Source organism: Curtobacterium sp. Curtsp22 (genome assembly GCF_059492135.1).
Window position 1 is genome coordinate 2,717,017 of record NZ_CP168519.1, and the last position, 18,263, is coordinate 2,735,279.

Here is an 18,263-nt window from a genome sequence, read left to right on the forward strand (position 1 = left end):
CCGGCGCGGGTGACGCCCGGCGTCACCGTGACACGGAGGCGACGATGGCGAAGACCAGCACGAGCACGTCCAGCGCGACCCGGCCCGCCCGGCCCGAGACCGCCGCCCCGGGGGTGGGGTTCGACCCGTCGGCGAAGCTCGGTCCCGACGAACGCGCGGCCGCCATCGAGACCCTGAAGACCAAGGAGCTCGACGTCCTGGTCGTCGGCGGTGGCATCGTCGGTGGCGGCAGCGCACTCGACGCCGTCACCCGTGGCCTGAGCGTCGGCATCGTCGAAGCCCGCGACTGGGGCTCGGGGACCTCGAGCCGCTCGTCGAAGCTCGTCCACGGCGGCATCCGCTACCTCGAGCAGCTGAACTTCGCGCTCGTCCGCGAGGCACTGATCGAACGCGGCCTCCTGCTGCAGCGCATCGCTCCGCACCTCGTGAAGCCCGTCCGCTTCCTCTACCCGCTCAACCACCGCGTGTGGGAGCGCTTCTACATCGGCATCGGCATGGCGATGTACGACGTCTTCAGCTGGTCCGGTGGTCGGCCACCGGGGGTCCCGCACCACCGGCACCTCAGCCGGAGCCAGGTCCTCAAGAACATGCCCGGTCTCAAGAAGGACGCCTTCGTCGGCGGCATGACGTACTACGACGCCCAGGTCGACGACGCCCGGTACGTCGCGTCGCTCGTGCGCACGGCGGCGTCGTACGGCGCCTCCGCCGCGAGCCGCGTCCGCATCGAGGGCTTCATCAAGGTCGGGGAGCGGGTCGTGGGCGCGCACGCGCACGACATCCAGACGGGCGAGAAGTTCGACATCCGGGCGAAGCAGGTCGTCAACGCGACGGGTGTCTGGACCGACGACACCCAGGCGATGGTCGGCACCCGCGGGCAGTTCAAGGTGCGGGCGTCGAAGGGCGTGCACCTGGTCATCCCGCGCGACCGCTTCCAGTCGAACACGGGCATGATCCTCCGCACCGAGAAGAGCGTGCTCTTCGTGATCCCGTGGGGCCGGCACTGGCTGGTCGGTACGACGGACACCGACTGGTACCTCGACAAGGCGCACCCGGCGGCGACCGCGGCGGACATCGACTACATCCTCGAGCACGTCAACAAGGTCCTCGCGGTCCCGCTCACGCGTGAGGACGTCGAGGGCGTGTACGCCGGACTCCGGCCGCTGCTCGCGGGGGAGTCCGACCAGACGTCGAAGCTCAGCCGCGAGCACGTCGTCGCGCACACGGTCCCCGGGCTCGTGGTCGTCGCCGGCGGCAAGTGGACCACGTACCGCGTGATGGGCAAGGACGCCATCGACGAGGCCGTCGCGGCGATGGACGGGAAGATCCCGGGCTCGACGACCGAGGACATCCCACTGCTCGGTGCCGAGGGCTACCCGGCCGCCTGGAACCGACGCGGCCGCACCGCGCGGAGCTTCGGCGTGCACAAGGTCCGCATCGAGCACCTGCTGAACCGCTACGGCACGCTCGCGACCGAGGTGCTGCGACTCGTGAAGCAGGACCCGTCCCTCGCCGAGCCGCTCCCCGGTGCCGACGACTACATCGGCGCCGAGGTCGTCTACGCGGCCTCGCACGAGGGCGCCCTGCACCTCGAGGACGTCCTCGCCCGCCGGACCCGCATCTCGATCGAGGCGTGGGACCGCGGTGAGTCGGCGGCCCCAGTCGCCGCGAAGCTCATGGCGGACGTGCTCGGCTGGGACCAGGAGACCACCGAGAACGAGGTGTCGAACTACCTGAAGCGCGTCGCCGCGGAACGCGAGTCGCAGCTGCAGCCCGACGACGCCTCGGCGGACCGCGTGCGGCTCGAGGCGCCGGACATCGCGTTCGGCTTCGACGAGGACGACGTGGTGGTCGGCGGTGGCCGGTCGAGCGGCGCCGAGGGCGCCAAGGCGTCCGACGAGCAGGTGGTCGGCGAGAAGACGAGCGAGCCCGAGTAGGACGCGCCCCGTGCCTCCTGGCTCTCGACTGCCTGGAGGCGCGGGTCGGCTCCGTCAGGCAGCGCGCGACCGGTGCGTGCTCCGGCGAGCACTGATCGCCTGGCCGATCACGAGGACGAACGGGATCGCGGCCAGCGCGCTCGCGCTGGTGACGAGGAGGACACCGGCCCAGGCGGTGTGCGCTCCACCGCCGACGCCGTACGCGTCGGCGACGTCCATGCCGAGCCAGAAGCCACTCCACCAGGTCATCGGACCGCCGAGCGCGACCACCCCGAGCAGGACCGCGGCGGTGACGTACGGTCGCGCGCGGGTGACGACGAGGGAGCTGCCGAGGCCGATCGCCAGGGCGACGCCGACGACGGCGATCCCGACGACGACGGCGATGTCGGTGCCGACCGCGAAGCCTTGGCGCTCGAGTTCCGCGTGGATGCTGCCGAGCGACGCACCCGGCACCGCTGCGAGTGGATCGAGCACGAGTCCCTGGACGGCGAGCAGTGCGGCGTAGAGTGCCACCACCGCGATCCCGGTGCCGGCCACCAGCCGGTTGGTCCTGTCCTGCTCGTCCACAGCGTTCCCCCTGTCGTCCCCGTCCACCGGACTGTAGCGGAACGGAATGGACGGACCATCGCGGTGGTTATCATCGGGGTACTCGAAAAGGGAGCCATCATGGTCGACGTCCATCGCGTCAAACTCCCCGGAGTCGGCGTGCTGCACAGCTTCTACACCGACGACGGTGGCAAGTGCGGTGTCATCACGCACCGGTCGGGTCACTCCGACCTCATCTCCTTCGCCGACGTCTCGGACGGCGCCGACAAGTCGGAGAAGGTGTCGCTGCGCCTCAGTGAGGACGAGGCGCACACGCTCGCCGAACTCCTCGGCGGCACGCGCATCACCGAGGGCCTCGACAAGCTCGACGAGATCCCGGGCCTCAGCATCGACTGGTTCTCGGTCGACTACGACGACGCCATCGCCGGCAAGCCCCTCGGCGACCTGCACGACTCGGGCTTCATCGGCCTGACCGTCGTGGCGGTCGTCCGTGGTGACAGCGCCAACCCGGCCCCGTCGTCCGACTTCGTCGTGTTCCCGGGCGACACCATCGTCGTCGCCGGTGCACCCGAGAAGGTCGCGAAGGCGTTCTCGTTCTACCGCAGCGGAGAGCTTGCGGCCGCTGCGGCCGAGGCCCCGCCGAGGAGCTAGCCCGTGCACCTGGGTGGTGAGCTCCTCACCATCGGCATCCTCTTCGTCATCGCCTACGTCCTCGGACGACTCGGCAAGACGATCGGGTTGCCCGCGATCCCGATCTACATGGTCGTGGGGCTCATCGCGAGTCCCCACACCCCGTGGATCGGGCTGAACGTCGAGTCGCACACGATCGAGCTGATCGCGACGTTCGGGCTCATCCTGCTGCTGTTCAACCTCGGGTTGGAGTTCGACCAGGAAGAGTTCTACGGCAACGCCGGCAAGCTCCTGGTGTCCGGTGGCACGTACGTCGCCATCAACATGGGCGTCGGGTTCGCCTTCGGGTTCTCGCTCGGGTGGGGCACGCGCGAAGCCCTCATCATCGCCGGCATGACGGCGACCTCGTCGAGCGCGATCGTGACGAAGCTCCTCATCGAGCTCCGTCGCCTGGCGAACGACGAGACCCCGATGATCCTCGGCGTCACCGTGATCGAGGACGTCTTCATCGCGATCTACCTCGCGATCGTCTCGGTGGTCCTCTCCGGCGACACGAACGTGTGGGGTGTCGTCGGCAAGCTCGCGCTCGCGTTCGGGTTCCTCATCGTGATGTTCACGCTGGCCCGGTTCGCCGGCAAGTGGGTGTCCCGGATCTTCGCGACCCGTGACGACGAGCTGTTCACCGTGCTGTTCTTCGGCCTCGCGGTCATGTTCGGCGGCATCGGCGACCTGCTCGGCGTCACGGACGCGATCGGTGCGTTCGTGATCGGCCTGCTCTGCGGCGCCACGCGCTACCGCGACCGCATCGAACAGCTCGCCCTGCCGATGCGCGACGTGTTCGCGGCGTTCTTCTTCGTGAACTTCGGGCTCGGGCTCGACCTGTCGACCTTCGGCGAGGTGCTCTGGCCGGTGCTCGGTGCGATCGGCATGACCGTCGCGCTGAACGCCATCGCGGGACAGCTCGTCGCGCGCATGAACGGCTTCAATATCCAGCAGGGGATCAACACCGCCGTCATCCTGGTGAACCGCGGCGAGTTCGCGCTGATCCTCGCGACGCTCTCGGCCGCTGCCGGGCTCGAAGCCCGCATCACCGCCTTCGCGGGTCTGTACGTCCTCGTCATGGCGATCCTCGGGCCGTTGCTCGCGGTCAACTCGGACCGCATCGGTCGGCTCGTGATCCGCCCAGCTCGTCTGGCACGCCTGCGGACGCGTCTCGGTGGCCGTCGAGCGGTCGCAGCGGCTGCCGCGGCCGAGGCGGCAGAGGCCGAGTCGGACGCCGCCGCTGCCGCTCGTCGGGCAGAGCGGGACCGCCAGTTCGCCGAGGAGTTCGCCCTGGTGGAGGCCGCTGGCAGCCAAGAGCGGGAGAATGAGTCTCCGGAGACGGTGTCCGAGCCCCGGACGTCGTCGGTCGAGACCCCCGCCGAGCGCCCCGAGCGCCCGGTCCGCCAGCGCGATCCGGAGTACTGATACAGATGTGGGCCGTAGCCCGACGACCGAGGTGGATCGCGCTGCTGTTGCTGGCGCTCGTGCTCGCGGCGGTGTTCGCCGGGCTGGGCAAGTGGCAGCTCGAGCGGAGCATCGCCAACGGCACCCCCCTCCCCGCGACGACCGAGAACCGGAAGAGCCTCGACGCCGTGACCGGGCCGATGCAGCCCGCGACCGAGAAGATGGCCGGGCAGAAGGTGACGGTCACGGGGACGTTCGTCGCCGGTGACACCACCGTCCTGACCGGCCGGACCGGTGGCGGGTCGTACCAGACCGTCGGACACCTGGTGGACGACACGAGCGGCGCGAGCCTCCCGGTGGTGATCGGGTGGTCCGACCAGCGGTCCGCCGCCGTCGCCGGTGGTGACCGTCTGGCGGACGGCACGCGGCTCACGGTCGAAGGGCGCTACTACCCGGCCGAGTCGCCCGACCAGGACACCTACGACAAGGGCGAGTACTCGGCGGTCGCGCCGGCCCGGTTCGTGAACACGTGGAAGGCGTTCGACGACCGGATGTACCTCGGGTACGTCGTCGCCGACGGCACCACGGCGAAGGCGGCCGACCTCGGCACCATCGCCGACCGTGCGCCCTCGCGCGAGGTCCAGTTCGACTGGCTCAACCTGTTCTACGCGATCGAGTGGGTCGTGTTCGCCGGGTTCGCCGTCTTCCTCTGGTACCGGTTCGTGAAGGACGCCTGGGAGCGTGAGGAAGAAGAGCGGCGTGAGGCCGCACTCAGCGTCGACGGTGCCCTCGTCGACCGACGGTAGGATGGCCGATATGGCTCTGACCGTCCGTACCCGCGACATCCCGAAGATCCCGGGCGCGGTGAAGTGGTACCGCGTCTCGGCGTACATCACCGGCGTGCTGCTGCTCGCCCTGGTGGTCGAGATGGTCATCAAGTACACGCCGCTGCACCTCGAGATGCAGCTCGGCGGCGGTGCGTTCTTCGTGCCGGAGGGCACGGCGGGCAAGGAGCCCGGCACCTTCAACCTGTCGATCGGCATCCTCATCGCCCACGGCTGGCTGTACGTGCTCTACCTCTTCACCGACTTCCGTCTGTGGAGCATCATGCGCTGGAAGCCGATCCGCTTCCTGCTCATCGCCCTCGGGGGCATCATCCCGTTCATGTCGTTCGTGGTCGAGCACCGCATGCAGAAGATCGCCATGGACACCTACCACGAGCTGACCGCTGCCCAGCAGCGTGAGAAGGAGGCCGCTCGGTGAGCGAGACCGAACAGCGTCCCGTCCTCGTCGTCGACTTCGGTGCCCAGTACGCGCAGCTCATCGCGCGTCGGGTCCGTGAAGCGAACGTCTACAGCGAGATCGTCCCGCACTCGATCACGGCGGACGAGGTCCGTGCGAAGGACCCCGCGGCCATCGTGCTGTCCGGCGGCCCGTCGTCCGTGTACGAGACCGGTGCGCCCGCGCTCGACGGCGACATCCTCGACCTCGGCGTCCCCGTGCTCGGCATCTGCTACGGCTTCCAGGCCATGGCGACCGCACTCGGTGGCGAGGTGGCGAACACCGGGCTGCGCGAGTACGGCGCGACCGACGTCACGCTCTCGCCCGGCACGAGCACGCTCCTCGGCGACCAGCCGGACTCGCAGGTGACCTGGATGTCCCACGGCGACTCCGTGGCGAAGGCACCCGAGGGCTTCGAGGTCCTCGCGTCCAGCGCCTCGACCCCCGTCGCCGCGTTCGCCTCCGACGAGCGCAAGCTCTACGGCGTGCAGTGGCACCCCGAGGTCAAGCACTCGGTGTACGGCCAGGCCGTGCTCGAGAACTTCCTGCACCGTGCTGCAGGGCTCCCCGGTGACTGGAACTCCGCGAACGTGATCGAGGAGCAGGTCGAACGCATCCGCGCACAGGTAGGTTCGGCCCGGGTCATCGCCGGACTCTCCGGTGGCGTCGACTCCGCCGTCGCCGCGGCCCTGGTGCACAAGGCCGTCGGCGACCAGCTCACGTGCGTCTTCGTCGACCACGGGCTCCTCCGCGCCGACGAGCGCAAGCAGGTGGAAGAGGACTACGTCGCCTCCACCGGTGTGCGGCTCATCACGATCGACGCCGAGCAGCAGTTCCTCGATGCCCTCGCCGGCGTGAGCGACCCGGAGCAGAAGCGCAAGATCATCGGGCGCGAGTTCATCCGCACGTTCGAGTCCGCGGCCGAGGCGCTCGTGCTCGAGGCCCGCGCCGAGTCGGCCGAGGGCTCGGACGCCGGCGAGGTCGAGTTCCTCGTGCAGGGCACGCTCTACCCGGACGTCGTCGAGTCCGGCGGTGGCTCGGGTACGGCGAACATCAAGTCGCACCACAACGTCGGCGGTCTCCCCGACGACATGACGTTCGAGCTCGTCGAGCCGCTCCGCACCCTGTTCAAGGACGAGGTCCGCGCGGTCGGTCGCGAGCTCGGTCTGCCCGAGGTCATCGTCGGTCGCCAGCCGTTCCCCGGCCCGGGGCTCGGCATCCGCATCGTCGGAGAGGTCACGAAGGACCGCCTCGAGCTGCTCCGCGCGGCCGACAAGATCGCCCGCGAAGAGCTCACCGCGGCCGGCCTCGACGAGGAGATCTGGCAGTGCCCGGTCGTCCTGCTCGCCGATGTCCGTTCCGTGGGCGTCCAGGGCGACGGTCGCACGTACGGCCACCCCATCGTGCTCCGTCCGGTCTCGTCGGAAGACGCCATGACCGCCGACTGGACGCGCCTGCCGTACGACACCCTCGCGAAGATCTCGAACCGCATCACGAACGAGGTGCCCGACGTGAACCGTGTCGTGCTCGACGTCACGTCGAAGCCGCCGGGGACGATCGAGTGGGAGTAGTCCTCCCGCGCTGACGGCCCGGCACGCGTCCTGCGTGCCGGGCCGTCCTGCGTCCGGAGGCCAGTCGCGAGGTCGTGCGTGCGGCGAGGTCGTGCGTGCGGCGAAGTCGCACGATCTGCCGCTCGCGGCGAAGTCGTGCGGCACGTCGTGCGACCTCGGCGATGCACGTGCGGCATGTCATGCGATCTCGGCGTGGGAGGGTCGTCGGCCGCCCCCGACCCGGGAACGACGAAGGGCCCCGGCGTGTTCGCCGGGGCCCTTCGGGTCGTGCCGAGTACTAGTTGCGCTGGCTGCTCGCCACGATGGCGAGGATGCGCAGGATCTCGAGGTACAGCCACACGATCGTGACGATGAGCCCGAACGCCGCCGTCCACGCGTAGATCCGGGGAGCGCCACGACGGACGCCGGTCTGGATCTGGTCGAAGTCGAGGATCAGCGAGTACGCCGCCATGACCACGACGAGGATGCCGATGATCACGCCGAGCGGGATGCCGAAGATCTCGAACCCGAGGGCACCGAACGCGGTCTGCGTCACGCCGGTCCACATGAGGACCAGGTTGATGAGCGAGAACACCAGGTACCCGACCATCGCGACGAGGAAGAAGCGCGTGGCCTTCGGCGTCGCGCGGACCTTGCCGGAGGCGAACAGCGCGAGCGTCACGGCGAAGACACCGAGCGTGCCGAACACGGCCTGCACGACGATGCCGCCGAACGCGTTCTGGTAGTAGTGCGAGATGCCACCGACGAACAGGCCCTGGGCGAAGGAGTACGCCAGGACGAGCCCGGGCGACGGCTTCTTCTTGAACATGTTGACGAGCGCCAGCACGAACCCGGCGACGGCGCCGATGATCCAGACGATCATCGGTGCGTTCCAGCCGGCCACGGCACCCACGACGAGCACGCCGAACGCGAGCAGCGTCTTGACGATGGTGTCCTCGTACGACATGCGGTCCGTGTCGACCGTGCTGGCCGCCGGGCGGTCGTACATGTACTGCAGCTGCTCGGGGGTCATCCCGCCCTGTGCCTGCTGCGGGGTCTGTCCCCAGCCGGCCTGCTGCTGACCAGCGCCGCGCCCACCCCAGGTGTTGGGCCCCTGGTTGTTGAAGGCGGGGGACTGGTCGAAACCGGGCTTGAAGGCCATGGTGTCCTCTTCCTTGGAGATTCGAGTCCTCTCAGCCTAGGTGGGCTCGGTCGCGGAAGGCTGAGGATTCGCGGCGAGCGGAAGCGGCCCCGTGGGGACCCGACGAGCGCAGCCTACGGTCGTGCGCTGCGTGCGCGCCCCGAACCGGCCCGGAGCCCGCCGACCGCTCACGGCGAGGGTCGGAACGGACCGGCACCGCGCCTCCTGGATCAGCAGTGCGCGCGCAGCGCGACCTCGGTACCGGTGGTCTCCGACCACAGCCGCGCGCCCTGCGTGTACGCGACCCGGACCGGTCCCACCGTGCCGCCGTCGCGCGCATCGCGGCGGACGTGCACGACGAGGTCGGCGGCATCGCCCGCGGCGACCGACGCGCCGAGCGCCGGTTCCGGCTCGCCCCAGTGCGCGGGGACCGGCCACTCGTCCGTCCCGTACCGGACCGGGTCCGACGCACCGTGCGGGTACCGGACCACGAACGCGTCGACGATGCGCACGCCGTCCCCCGGTGCGGACACCGCGCTGACGACGATCGGGTCGCCCGTCGGGTGGTCGAGCATCGCGATGCCGACGGTGGCGTCCGTGCGACCCTCCATGCAGACCTCGCCCCCGCCCTCGGCGAGGTGCAGGGGCGCCGATCCGGAGGCCGGCACGACCCACGCCGCGACGCCGACCAGCAGCGTCGCCGCGGCGACGCTGCTCCGCTTCCACCCCCGGTCGAGCCCCATGCCGTGAACCTACCGGCCCGGGGACGCCGCGCGCCGGATGTGCCCGTAGTGTCGCAGGCATGACCCTGGTGATCGCCCACCGCGGCGCGTCCGGCTACCGTCCCGAGCACTCGCGGAGCGCCTACGAGCTCGCGATCGAACTCGGTGCCGACGCGATCGAGCCGGACCTCGTGCCCACGAAGGACGGCGTGCTGGTGCTGCGGCACGAGAACGAGGTGTCCGGCACGACCGACGTCGCCGACCACCCCGAGTTCCGGCACCTGCGCACGACGAAGACGGTCGACGGGCAGAAGACGACGGGCTGGTTCACCGAGGACTTCACGTGGGCCGAGCTGCGGACGCTGCGGACCCGCGAGCGCCTCCCCGCCCTGCGACCGGGGTCGGCGGAGCACGACGGCGAGGAGCCGGTCCTCCGCCTCGAGGACCTGCTCGCGATCCTCGACGCGGCTCCCCGGCCGGTCGGACTCGTCGCGGAGGTCAAGCACGCCGACTTCTTCGACCGAGCGGGCTTCCCGATGGGGCAGCTCCTCGACGGGGTCCTCGCCGAGACCGGGTGGCGCGGGGATGAGCGCCTCACCGTCGAGAGCTTCGAGAAGGGGGTGCTGCGGGACCTCCGTGAGCGCGGGACCGGCGGGCGGCTCGTCTACCTCCAGGAGGCGCGGGGCAGCGCGGCGGACGAGGTCGCGTCCCACGGGTCGTTGGCTCCCACGTACGCGGCTGAGCGGTCCGACGACGCGCTCACGGCGTTCGCGACGGAGTTCCACGGCATCAGCGTCGACCTGGGGACGCTGATGGCCGGGGTGGACAGCGTCGCGCTCGAGGATCCGGCACCCGTGCGGAGCGCCGTCGTCGACCGCGCGCACGAGGCCGGGCTCGCCGTGTACACGTGGACGCTGCGGCCGGAGAACCGGTTCCTGCCGGCGCCGTTGCGTCGCGGCGGCGAGGTCGCGGCGTTCGGCGACTGGGAGCGGTGGTTCACCTCGGTCGTCCGCACCGGCGTCGACGGGGTCTTCGCCGACCACACCGACCTGGCCGTGCTCGCCCGCTCGGCTGTCGGAGGCCCGGCCTAGACTGTCCCGGACATGACGATCGTGCTCGACCCCTTCGACTCGACGCCCGGCCGTGCTGACGGTTCCGGCGCCGGTGACCGCGCCTACGACGACCCCTTCACCGCGGGTCTGAACCCCCAGCAGAAGGAAGCCGTCGAGTACCGCGGCGAGTCCCTGCTCATCGTGGCGGGTGCGGGCTCCGGCAAGACGAGCGTGCTGACCCGCCGCATCGCGCTGCTGCTCGCCAACCGAGAAGCCTGGCCGTCGCAGATCCTGGCGATCACCTTCACGAACAAGGCCGCGGCCGAGATGCGCGAGCGCGTGCGGGCGCTGGTCGGGCAGGCGTCCGAGGGGATGTGGATCTCCACCTTCCACTCGGCGTGCGTGCGGATCCTCCGGCGCGAGGCCGAGCGCTTCGGGTTCGCGCAGTCGTTCACGATCTACGACTCCGCCGACTCGAAGGCCCTGCTCAAGCGGATCATCAAGGAGCTCGAGGCGGACTCGCTCGGGCTGACCGTGGGCGCTGCGGCCTCGAAGATCTCGAAGCTCAAGAACGAGCTGCAGGACATCGACTCCTACGCCCGGAACATCAACGCGAACGACCCGCAAGAAGTCATGTTCACCGAGGTCTTCCGGCGGTACACGAACGAGCTGCGCCGGGCGAACGCGTTCGACTTCGACGACCTCATCGGCCAGACGGTGTTCCTCTTCCGCGCCTTCCCCGAGGTCGCCGCGCTCTACCAGCGCCGGTTCCGGTTCATCCTCGTCGACGAGTACCAGGACACCAACCACGCGCAGTACGCCCTCATCCGCGAGCTCACGCGGCCGGTCCCGGTCGAGCAGGTGGACAAGCTCGAGGACGCCGGGCAGCACGTGGCCCGCATGCGCGAGGCCGACGGTTCGATCGCCCCGGCGTCGCTGACCGTCGTCGGCGACTCCGACCAGTCCATCTACGCCTTCCGCGGGGCGGACATCCGCAACATCGTCGAGTTCGAGCGGGACTTCCCGAACTCGAAGGTCGTCCTGCTCGAGCAGAACTACCGGTCGACGCAGAACATCCTCGACGCCGCGAACGCAGTCATCGCGAACAACTTCGACCGGCAGGCGAAGAACCTCTTCACGGACGTCGGTGCCGGCGACAAGATCGTCGGGTTCACGGGCTACACCGGGCACGACGAGGCCCAGTTCGTCGCCGACGAGATCCAGCGTCTGCACGAGGACGGCATGTCCTACCGCGACATGGCCGTCTTCTACCGGACGAACTCGCAGACCCGTGCGCTGGAGGAGATCTTCATCCGGGCGGCGATCCCGTACCGGGTCCTCGGCGGCACGAAGTTCTACGAGCGCGCCGAGATCAAGGACGCCATGGCGTACCTGATCACCGTCGCCAACCCGGCCGACCCGATGGCGCTCCGACGGGTCCTCAACGTCCCGAAGCGCGGCATCGGCGCGGTCACCGAGACCACCCTGCAGCGCTACGCCGACGAGCACGAGACGACGATGCGGGACGCCCTCCGGCACGCCGACGAACTCGGGTTCGGGCCGAAGGTGCGCAACGCGATCACGGCGTTCGCCGCCCTGCTCGACGACGTCTCGTCCCGCGCCGGTACCCAGCCGGTCGTGGACACCCTCACACAGCTGCTCGACGGCTCGGGGCTGCTCGAGAACCTCCGGAAGTCGCCCGACGCGCAGGACGCCGCCCGTGCGGACAACATCGACGAGCTCGTCGCGGTGACGCGGGAGTTCCAGAAGAACAACCCCGAGGGCACGCTGTCCGACTTCCTGACCGAGGTCTCCCTCGTCGCCGCGGCGGACGAGCTCGACGACTCGTCGGGAACCGTGTCGCTCATGACCCTGCACACGGCGAAGGGGCTCGAGTACGACGCGGTGTTCCTCACCGGCGTCGAGGAAGACCTGCTGCCGCACCGGATGTCGGCGAACGAGCCGGGTGGCCCGTCCGAGGAACGCCGGCTCTTCTACGTGGGGATCACCCGCGCCAAGAAGTCTCTCTTCCTGTCGCTCGCGATGACCCGCGCGCAGTTCGGTGACGTCAACGTGGCGATGCCGTCCCGCTTCCTGCAGGAGATCCCCGAGGGGCTCATCGAGTGGAAGCAGTCTCCCGGCATGGCGAACAGCCGCGGCGGGACCGAACCCCGAGCCCTCAACGCCCGACGGGGCGGCGGGATCGGTGGCTCGGGCGGCGGCGCCGGCGGCGGGTACCGCGGCGGTGGCGGCTGGGGCGGTGGCTCGTACGACCGGGCGGCCGCAGCGCAGAAGACCCGTCCGAAGACCGAGTGGGCGAACCGCGTGTCCGGGCAGGTCCGCGACAACGGCGACATGGAGCTCGTGGCCGGCGACCGCATCAAGCACGTCGACTTCGGCGAGGGGACGGTCTCGGCCGTGACCGGCATCGGCGCCAAGCGCATCGCCGAGATCGCGTTCGACTCCGCGGGCCGCAAGAAGCTCCTCATCAAGATCGCGCCGATCGAGAAGCTCTGAGGCGCTGAGCCCCTGACGCCGACGCGCCCGGCCATGTCGGGAGCGTGCTGCTGCGCGTGACAATCGCGGCGAGGTGAGGTTAGCCTTACCTAACGTGACAGCCCTCATCGAATTGTTGACCTCTGCCAACGCCGAGCGCTACCGGACCACCGTCACCACGACGGTCGACCGGCTCGCGGACCGCATCTCCGACGTCGACCGACCGACGACCGACACCGCCGCGGACGAACTCCGGGCCCGCGTCGCCGCCGTCGACCTCGACGCGGAACCCCTCGGGACGGACCGGGCGCTCGCCGAGCTCGACGACCTGTTCGTCCGCGAGGCCGTATGGTTCCACGACCCGGCGTACCTCGCCCACCTCAACTGCCCGGTCGCGCTGCCCGCGGTCGCGGCGGAGTCGGTGCTCGCCGCCGTGAACACCTCGGTGGACACCTGGGACCAGTCGCGGATCGGGACCGACATCGAGCGGCACGTGGTGGCGTGGCTCGCGGGGCGCATCGGGTTCGCGGGCGGTGACGGCGTGTTCACCTCGGGCGGGTCCCAGTCGAACCTGCAGGCGCTGCTGCTGGCGCGAGAAGCAGCGACGGCAGCAACGGCCGCGACAGCCGCGACGGCCTCGATGCTCACCGTCTTCGCCACCGCCGAGTCCCACTTCAGCGTCCGCAAGTCCGCCCGGCTCCTCGGCCTCCCCGACGACGCCGTCGTCGACGTCCCCACCGATCAGGCCGGCCGGATGCGTCCCGCGGCCCTCGCCGAGGCGATCGCGGCCGCCCGCACGGCCGGCCGCACCCCGATGGCCGTCGTCGCCACGGCGGGCACCACCGACCGTGGCGTGATCGACCCGCTCGAGCCGATCGCCGACGTGTGCGACCTCGAGGACGTCTGGCTCCACGTCGACGCGGCGTACGGCTGCGGCCTGCTCGTGTCCCCGACCCGTCGGCACCTGCTCGACGGGATCGAGCGTGCGCGGAGCGTGACCGCCGACCTGCACAAGTCGTTCTTCCAGCCGGTGTCGTCGAGCGCCCTGGTCGTCCGCGACCCCGCCGACCTCCGCCGGACGGCCTGGTACGCGGACTACCTCAACCCCGAGGACGCCGCCGAGCCGAACCAGGTCGACAAGTCCCTGCAGACCACCAGGCGGTTCGACGCGTTGAAGCTCTGGGCGACCCTCCGAGCGTCCGGCGCCGGGGCCGTCGGGCGGGCGTTCGACGCGGTGATCGACCTCGCGGCGGCGACGCACGCGATCGTCGACGAGCACCCGGACCTCGTGCTCGTCGCGCCGACGCAGCTCAGCACCGTGCTGTTCCGGTGGCAGCCCGCCGGCGTGACCGATGCGGACGCCGACGCACTGGTGGCCCCGATCCGTGCGGCCCTCCTCGCCGAGGGGCGGGTGCTCATCGCGAAGACCGTGATCGACGGGCGCCCCTGCAACAAGCTGACGCTGCTGAACCCGGAGACGACCCCGGCGCAGATGCGCGCCTCGCTCGACCACGTCGCCGCGACGGCAGCGCGCGTCCGCGCGGCCACCTCCGCCCCGGAAGGAGCAACGCGATGACCACCGCTGACGACCTCCGGACCGCCGACAGGACCGCCGACGAGACCGCCGACCGTCCCGTCCACGACCTGATCGGCATCGGCATCGGGCCGTTCAACCTCGGCCTCGCCTGCCTCACCGACCCGCTCGACGAGCTCGACGCGGTGTTCCTGGACGCCGCCGACGGCTTCGCCTGGCACCACGGCATGATGCTCGACGACGCCACGATCCAGGTGCCGTTCATGGCGGACCTCGTGACGATGGCGGACCCGACCTCGCCGTTCTCGTTCCTGGCGTGGCTCAAGGAGACCGGTCGGCTCTACCCGTTCTACATCCGCGAGGACTTCCACCCCCTCCGCAGCGAGTACGACGCGTACTGCCGGTGGGCCGCCGACCGGCTCGACACCCTCCGCTGGGGTCGTCGGGTCACGGCCGTCGAGCATGACGTGACGACCGACGTGTTCACGGTGCACGCCGAGACCGATCAGGGTCCCGAGACGTACCGCGCACGCCACGTCGTCGTCGGCATCGGCACGGAGCCGTCCGTCCCCGCACCCCTGCGGGGCATCGACGGGCCGGCGATCCACTCCGCCGAGTTCCTGCCGAACCGTGACGCCCTGCGCCGTGCCGGGTCGATCGCGGTGATCGGCAGCGGCCAGTCCGCCGCCGAGGTCTACCGCGAGCTGCTCGAGGACGTCCGGCGGGACGGCTACCGCCTCGACTGGATCACCCGCTCGCCGCGGTTCTTCCCGATGGAGGACACCAAGCTCACGCTCGAGATGACGAGCCCGGAGTACACGGACCACTTCCACGCCCTGCCCGAGGACGTCCGCGACCACCTCGGTCGCGAGCAGCGCGGGCTGTACAAGGGGATCAGCGCGGACCTCGTCGACGCGCTCTACGACCAGCTGTACCGGCTCAGCGCGCCGGGACCGGTCCCGACGACGCTCCGCACCGAGACGAGCGTGGTCGACGCCGTGTGGCTGGCGGACCGGGGGACGTACCGGCTGACCCTCCGGCACGAGCAGCTCGGCGAGACGTACGAGCACGAGGTCGAGCGGCTGGTCCTGGCGACCGGGTACCGACCGCGGTCCGCGGCGTTCCTCGCACCGGTCGAGCACCTCGTCGCCCGCGACTCCCGGGGGCGCCTGGCGGTCGCGCGCGACCACCACGTCGACCGACTCGGCGGCCGCATCTGGGTGCAGAACGCCGAGGAGCACACGCACGGCCTCACCGCACCCGACCTCGGCATGGGGGCGTGGCGGAACGCGTCGATCATCCGGTCCGTCACGGGTCGGCCCGTCTACGGCCTGGAGGCACGGATCGCCTTCCAGGAGTTCGGCCTGCCCGCCTCGGCCCGCTCCACGGCACGTGGCAGCACCGCGGACGGCGCGCCGCCCCGGCACGCGACCGAGCGCGCGGAGGTCTCCGCATGACCGTCGACGCGACCACCCTGCCGGACGTGACCGAGGTCGGCCGGGCCGAGCCGCGCCTCCTGGCCGTCGAACCCGTGGACCCGGATCGTGACGCCGCCCTCGTGCAGTCGTGGCTCGCGCACCCCGCGTCGTCGTGGTGGGGCATGGGACACCTCGACGTCGACGCGGTGCGGACGTACCTCGCGGACGTGCAGGCGGATCCCGCGCAGGCCGCGTGGCTCGGCCGTCGTGACGGCGTCCCGGTGTTCCTCGCGGAGACGTACGACCCGGCCCGGGTCCTGCTCACCGACGTGTTCGCCGCCGAACCCGGCGACGTCGGCATGCACCTGCTCGTCGCGCCGCCGCCCGCCGACGGACGGGTGCACGGACTGACGAGCGCCGTCATGCGCACCGTCGTCGAGCACTGCCGCGACGTCCTCGGAGCACGCCGCGTCGTCGTCGAGCCCGACGTCCGGAACACCGCCGTGCACGCGAAGAACGCCGAGGTCGGGTTCCGCGTGCTGCGCGAGGTCGACGTCGACGGCAAGCGCGCCCTGTTGTCCGTGCTCGACACCGACCGGATCGGGCTGCCCGAGGGCGACGGGCCCGCGGCGCACCTCCGGCCGGAGCACCTCGAACCGGCCCAGCGGCACCTCGTGGCGAAGGCGATCGCCGAGTTCACGCACGAGCGCCTCGTGGAACCGCAGCCGGACGGCGACGCCTGGCGGCTCGACGCGGGGGAGTCGACCTACCGGTTCCGCGCGCGCCGGCACGTGCTCGAGCACTGGTCGATCGACGAGACGTCGCTGACCCGCACCCGTGCCGGTGCGGCGGCCCCGCTCAGCGCGCAGGAGCTCGTCCTCGAGCTGCGCGACGTGCTCGGGATCCCCGACGCGCTGCTCGGCACGTACCTCGAGGAGATCGCCTCCACCCTCGCCAGCGCCGCCGCGAAGCACCGTCGCGGTGGGCCATCAGCAGCGCAGCTCGCACGGGGACGCACGGAGGGGGCCGACCGCGTCGTCGCATCGTTCCAGGACGTCGAGTCGGCGATGACCGAGGGGCACCCGGCGTTCGTGGCGGCGAACGGGCGGATCGGGTTCGGGCTCGACGAGTACCGCGCCTACGCTCCCGAGGCCGGCGGTCGGTTCCGCTACCGCTGGCTCGCCGCACGCCGGGCCTGCACGCACCTCGCGCTCGCCGCGGACCGCACCGAGCGCGACCACTGGGCGGCCGAGCTCGACCCGGAGACCACCGCCGGGTTCCGGGCCGTGCTCGTGTCCCGGGGACTCGACCCCGACGACTACGTCTGGATCCCCGTGCACCCGTGGCAGTGGCAGCACCGGATCGCCGTCACGTTCGCGCCGGACCTCGGGCGGCAGGACCTGGTCGACCTCGGCGAGGGGCCGGACGAGTACCAGCCGCAGCAGTCGATCCGGACGGCGTTCGACCGCTCCCGCCCGGAGCGCTCCTACGTCAAGACGGCGCTCGCCGTGCAGAACATGGGGTTCCTGCGGGGGATGTCGCCCGCGTACATGCGGAACACCCCGGCCGTGAACGACTGGGTCGCGGCGCTCGTGTCCGCGGACGAGACGCTGGCCGGCGCCGGGTTCTCGGTGCTCCGGGAGCACGCGGCGATCGGGTACACCGGGGACGCCTACCACCGGGTCGACGTGTCCTCACCGCAGCGGAAGATGCTCGCGGCGCTGTGGCGGGAGAGCCCGCTGCCGCGGGTGACGGACGGCGAGCGACTGCTGACGATGGCCGCGCTGCTGCACCGGGACGCCTCGGGCGACGCCGTCGTGTCGGCGCTGATCGAGGCATCGGGGCTGCCGGCCGACGAGTGGGTGCGGCGCTGGCTCGACGCGTACCTGCTGCCCGTGGTGCACTGCCTGACCGTGCACGACCTGGTGTTCATGCCGCACGGCGAGAACCTCGTGCTCGTCGTCCGTGACGGGGTCGTGGTGCGCGCCGTGATGAAGGACATCGGCGAGGAGGTCGCGGTGCTCGGGCGGCACGCCGACCGCCCGGTGCCCGACGACATCCAACGCATCGTGCACCCGGTGGACGACGACGAAGCGGCGCTGGCCGTGTTCACCGACGTGTTCGACGGGGTGCTGCGCTTCGTCGCGGCGATCCTCGACGACGACGGGGTCCTGCCGGAGTCACGGTTCTGGCAGGTGGTGGGGGAGTGCGTCGACGCGCACGCCGCGGCCCACCCGGAGCGCCGGCGGCCGTTGGACCTGCGGGTGCCGGCGTTCGAGCACTCGTGCCTCAACCGGCTGCAGCTGCGGAACACGCTGTCGATGGTGGACCTGGCGGACCAGTCATCGTCGCTCATCCGGGCGGGGGCGATGCCGAACCCGATCGCGCGGTAGCGCGGGCGGCGCGCCGCGCGGCGCGGCGCGCGGCGCGGCCCCGCGCGCGGCGGCTGGGTCGGTTCGCGTTCGCACAACGAAAGTGCGCTCGAGCCACGGGATTGCGTGGTTCGAGCGCAC

14 protein-coding genes are annotated in these 18,263 nt (G+C 71.0%); 11 read left to right on the top strand and 3 right to left on the bottom strand.

The window, feature by feature from the left end:
- The first annotated feature begins 44 nt into the window (after positions 1–44).
- Entirely contained in the window at positions 45–1,934 is a 1,890-nt protein-coding gene (locus ACEN8D_RS13200; protein ID WP_071294789.1) for a glycerol-3-phosphate dehydrogenase/oxidase, read from the top strand.
- 54 nt (positions 1,935–1,988) lie between these two features.
- On the opposite strand, the gene ACEN8D_RS13205 is transcribed toward ACEN8D_RS13200, so the two are convergent.
- Positions 1,989–2,501 carry a hypothetical protein gene (locus tag ACEN8D_RS13205; protein ID WP_413398202.1) on the bottom strand — a complete coding sequence of 171 codons (513 nt, stop codon included), beginning with the start codon at positions 2,499–2,501 and terminating at the stop codon, positions 1,989–1,991.
- A gap of 99 nt (positions 2,502–2,600) precedes the next feature.
- Between ACEN8D_RS13205 and ACEN8D_RS13210 the strand changes: the two genes are divergently transcribed.
- The 5 genes from ACEN8D_RS13210 to guaA are packed head-to-tail and all read left to right on the top strand — an operon-like array spanning position 2,601 to position 7,408.
- Positions 2,601–3,131, top strand: coding sequence for a cation:proton antiporter regulatory subunit (locus tag ACEN8D_RS13210; protein WP_022906983.1), 531 nt, complete (start codon positions 2,601–2,603; stop codon positions 3,129–3,131).
- A 3-nt stretch (positions 3,132–3,134) separates the two neighbouring features.
- On the top strand, positions 3,135–4,577 hold the full coding sequence (locus ACEN8D_RS13215) for a cation:proton antiporter (RefSeq protein WP_413398200.1): 1,443 nt from the start codon (positions 3,135–3,137) through the stop codon (positions 4,575–4,577).
- Positions 4,578–4,582: 5 nt separating this feature from the next.
- Positions 4,583–5,362 carry an SURF1 family cytochrome oxidase biogenesis protein gene (locus ACEN8D_RS13220; RefSeq protein ID WP_413398198.1) on the top strand — a complete coding sequence of 260 codons (780 nt, stop codon included), beginning with the start codon at positions 4,583–4,585 and terminating at the stop codon, positions 5,360–5,362.
- A gap of 10 nt (positions 5,363–5,372) precedes the next feature.
- Positions 5,373–5,819: a DUF3817 domain-containing protein gene (locus ACEN8D_RS13225; protein ID WP_070417720.1), complete on the top strand. Its 447-nt coding sequence runs from the start codon at positions 5,373–5,375 to the stop codon at positions 5,817–5,819.
- Entirely contained in the window at positions 5,816–7,408 is a 1,593-nt protein-coding gene (gene guaA / locus ACEN8D_RS13230; RefSeq protein ID WP_413398196.1) for a glutamine-hydrolyzing GMP synthase, read from the top strand. Before ACEN8D_RS13225 ends, guaA begins: the two co-directional genes overlap by 4 nt.
- 277 nt (positions 7,409–7,685) lie before the next feature.
- On the opposite strand, the gene ACEN8D_RS13235 is transcribed toward guaA, so the two are convergent.
- Entirely contained in the window at positions 7,686–8,549 is an 864-nt protein-coding gene (locus tag ACEN8D_RS13235) for a Bax inhibitor-1/YccA family protein (RefSeq protein ID WP_070417722.1), read from the bottom strand.
- A 209-nt stretch (positions 8,550–8,758) separates the two neighbouring features.
- Positions 8,759–9,271 carry a hypothetical protein gene (locus ACEN8D_RS13240; protein ID WP_413398194.1) on the bottom strand — a complete coding sequence of 171 codons (513 nt, stop codon included), beginning with the start codon at positions 9,269–9,271 and terminating at the stop codon, positions 8,759–8,761.
- Between the two features lie 59 nt (positions 9,272–9,330).
- On the opposite strand from ACEN8D_RS13240, the gene ACEN8D_RS13245 reads away from it, so the two are divergent.
- The 5 genes from ACEN8D_RS13245 (at position 9,331) to ACEN8D_RS13265 (ending at position 18,143) form a co-directional block, all read left to right on the top strand.
- Positions 9,331–10,341: a glycerophosphodiester phosphodiesterase family protein gene (locus tag ACEN8D_RS13245; RefSeq protein ID WP_071294783.1), complete on the top strand. Its 1,011-nt coding sequence runs from the start codon at positions 9,331–9,333 to the stop codon at positions 10,339–10,341.
- 12 nt (positions 10,342–10,353) lie between these two features.
- Entirely contained in the window at positions 10,354–12,819 is a 2,466-nt protein-coding gene (locus tag ACEN8D_RS13250) for an ATP-dependent helicase (RefSeq protein ID WP_070417725.1), read from the top strand.
- Positions 12,820–12,913: 94 nt separating this feature from the next.
- Positions 12,914–14,374: a pyridoxal phosphate-dependent decarboxylase family protein gene (locus tag ACEN8D_RS13255; protein WP_413398192.1), complete on the top strand. Its 1,461-nt coding sequence runs from the start codon at positions 12,914–12,916 to the stop codon at positions 14,372–14,374.
- On the top strand, positions 14,371–15,789 hold the full coding sequence (locus ACEN8D_RS13260) for a lysine N(6)-hydroxylase/L-ornithine N(5)-oxygenase family protein (protein ID WP_413398191.1): 1,419 nt from the start codon (positions 14,371–14,373) through the stop codon (positions 15,787–15,789). Before ACEN8D_RS13255 ends, ACEN8D_RS13260 begins: the two co-directional genes overlap by 4 nt.
- Positions 15,786–18,143, top strand: coding sequence for a GNAT family N-acetyltransferase (locus ACEN8D_RS13265; protein WP_413398190.1), 2,358 nt, complete (start codon positions 15,786–15,788; stop codon positions 18,141–18,143). The genes ACEN8D_RS13260 and ACEN8D_RS13265 overlap by 4 nt, the downstream gene beginning before the upstream one ends.
- Positions 18,144–18,263 lie beyond the last annotated feature (120 nt).